The following is a 3,283-nucleotide window of genomic DNA, read 5'->3' as shown; positions in this document are numbered from 1 at the left end:
ACTTAGGTGTTGTATGGTTAAGCCTCACGGGTAATTAGTACAAGTTAGCTCAATACATTACTGTACTTACACACCTTGCCTATCAACGTTGTAGTCTCCAACGGCCCTTTAGGGAACTTAAAGTTCCAGTGAGAACTCATCTTGAGGCTCGCTTCCCGCTTAGATGCTTTCAGCGGTTATCGATTCCGAACGTAGCTACTGGGCAATGCCATTGGCATGACAACCCAAACACCAGCGGTTCGTCCACTCCGGTCCTCTCGTACTAGGAGCAGCTCCTCTCAATTCTCAAACGCCCACGGCAGATAGGGACCGAACTGTCTCACGACGTTCTAAACCCAGCTCGCGTACCACTTTAAATGGCGAACAGCCATACCCTTGGGACCGACTTCAGCCCCAGGATGTGATGAGCCGACATCGAGGTGCCAAACACCGCCGTCGATATGAACTCTTGGGCGGTATCAGCCTGTTATCCCCGGAGTACCTTTTATCCGTTGAGCGATGGCCCTTCCATTCAGAACCACCGGATCACTATGACCTACTTTCGTACCTGCTCGACGTGTCTGTCTCGCAGTTAAGCTGGCTTATACCATTGTACTAACCTCACGATGTCCGACCGTGATTAGCCAACCTTCGTACTCCTCCGTTACTCTTTAGGAGGAGACCGCCCCAGTCAAACTACCCACCAAACAGTGTCCCAAACCCCGATTCAGGGGCCATGGTTAGAACTCAAAACATACAAGGGTGGTATTTCAAGATTGGCTCCACGTCATCTGGCGACAACGCTTCAAAGCCTCCCACCTATCCTACACATGTAGGCTCTAAGTTCACTGCTAAGCTATAGTAAAGGTTCACGGGGTCTTTCCGTCTAGCCGCGGGTACACAGCATCTTCACTGCGATTTCAACTTCACTGAGTCTCGGGTAGAGACAGCATGGCCATCATTACGCCATTCGTGCAGGTCGGAACTTACCCGACAAGGAATTTCGCTACCTTAGGACCGTTATAGTTACGGCCGCCGTTTACCGGGGCTTCGATCAAAAGCTTCGACCTAAGTCTAACCTCATCAATTAACCTTCCGGCACCGGGCAGGCGTCACACCCTATACGTCATCTTACGATTTAGCAGAGTGCTGTGTTTTTAATAAACAGTTGCAGCCATCTGGTATCTTCGGCCTCCAACAGCTCAATCCGCAAGGGACGTCACCGTCGGAGGCGTACCTTCTCCCGAAGTTACGGTACCATTTTGCCTAGTTCCTTTACCCGAGTTCTCTCAAGCGCCTTGGTATTCTCTACCTGACCACCTGTGTCGGTTTGGGGTACGATCCTTTATTATCTGAAGCTTAGAGACTTTTCCTGGAAGCATGGCATCAATGACTTCAGTACCTTAGTACCTCGACATCGTATCTCAGTGTTAGTAGAAACCCGGATTTACCTAAGTCTCCCACCTACATACTTGAACCTGGACAACCATCGCCAGGCCCACCTAGCCTTCTCCGTCCTCCCATCGCAATAATAAAGGGTACGGGAATATTAACCCGTTTCCCATCGACTACGCCTTTCGGCCTCGCCTTAGGGGTCGACTCACCCTGCCCCGATTAACGTTGGACAGGAACCCTTGGTCTTCCGGCGGGGAGGTTTTTCACCCCCCTTATCGTTACTCATGTCAACATTCGCACTTCTGATACCTCCAGGATGCCTTACAGCTTTCCCTTCGACGGCTTACAGAACGCTCCTCTACCACGCATATAAATATGCGTCCGCAGCTTCGGTGATATGTTTAGCCCCGTTAAATCTTCCGCGCAGGCCGACTCGACTAGTGAGCTATTACGCTTTCTTTAAAAGATGGCTGCTTCTAAGCCAACTTCCTAGCTGTCTAAGCCTTCCCACATCGTTTCCCACTTAACATATACTTTGGGACCTTAGCTGGCGGTCTGGGTTGTTTCCCTTTCCACGACGGACGTTAGCACCCGCCGTGTGTCTCCCATGATTGCACTTGTTGGTATTCGGAGTTTGCAAAGGGTTGGTAAGTCGGGATGACCCCCTAGCCTTAACAGTGCTCTACCCCCAACAGTGATACATGAGGCGCTACCTAAATAGCTTTCGAGGAGAACCAGCTATCTCTTGGTTTGATTGGCCTTTCACCCCCAGCCACAAGTCATCCCCTAATTTTTCAACATTAGTGGGTTCGGTCCTCCAGTTGATGTTACTCAACCTTCAACCTGCTCATGGCTAGATCACCAAGTTTCGGGTCTAATCCCAGCAACTATTCGCCCAGTTAAGACTCGGTTTCCCTACGGCTCCCCTAAACGGTTAACCTTGCTACTGAAATTAAGTCGTTGACCCATTATACAAAAGGTACGCAGTCACGGAATAAATCCGCTCCTACTGCTTGTACGTACACGGTTTCAGGTTCTATTTCACTCCCCTCACAGGGGTTCTTTTCGCCTTTCCCTCACGGTACTGGTTCACTATCGGTCAATTAGGAGTATTTAGCCTTGGAGGATGGTCCCCCCATATTCAAACAGGATTTCTCGTGTCCCGTCTTACTCGTTTTCACTGTAAAGAAGTTTTTGTGTACGGGACTATCACCCTGTACCGTGGCACTTTCCAGAGCCTTCCACTAACTTTTAAACAGCTTAAGGGCTGTTCCGATTTCGCTCGCCGCTACTTTCGGAATCTCGGTTGATTTCTTTTCCTAAGGGTACTTAGATGTTTCAGTTCCCCTCGTTTGCTTCGCTTAGCTATGTATTCACTAAACGATGACACTAAGTGCCGGGTTGCCCCATTCGGAAATTCCAGGATATAACGCTTGTTATCAACTCCCCTGGACTTATCGCAGATTACCACGTCCTTCATCGCCTCTAATTGCCTAGGCATCCACCGTGCACGCTTATTCACTTAACCATACAACACCTAAATAGTGTTAAAACCACTTAGAATTGCATGTTGTTTCCAAGACGCTTGTGACTCATATTTACATATGAAAAACAATCGTTTTTCGTGCACCTATCAATCTTACGATTGAGTAGATACGTACTCATTACATTTTCATGTANCATGTAATGTGCTTTTTATTTTGCTTGATTACAGCATCTAATTTAACTACGAATAGTTAATTTACATGCTGAGAACTCGTTTAATTCAATTTAATGAATTAAACATTTTCGTTTTACCTATCACACCAATCAACTTATCCTGTTATTCACAAGAGAAGTCATTGTATTTGTGCGATAAATAAGAACATTTATCAGCTTTCCTAATTGTTAAAGAGCAGTGTTAAAAACA

The 3,283-nt window shown here is 47.4% G+C and carries 1 rRNA gene; it reads right to left on the bottom strand.

The window, feature by feature from the left end:
- Positions 1–13: 13 nt before the first annotated feature.
- Positions 14–2,902 (bottom strand): 23S ribosomal RNA (locus tag GQR44_RS19560).
- Positions 2,903–3,283 lie beyond the last annotated feature (381 nt).

It is taken from the genome of Psychromonas sp. SA13A (assembly GCF_011378715.1).
In the GTDB taxonomy this organism is placed as follows: Bacteria; Pseudomonadota; Gammaproteobacteria; order Enterobacterales; family Psychromonadaceae; genus Psychromonas.
This window is presented reverse-complemented; position numbering and strand designations above follow the sequence as displayed.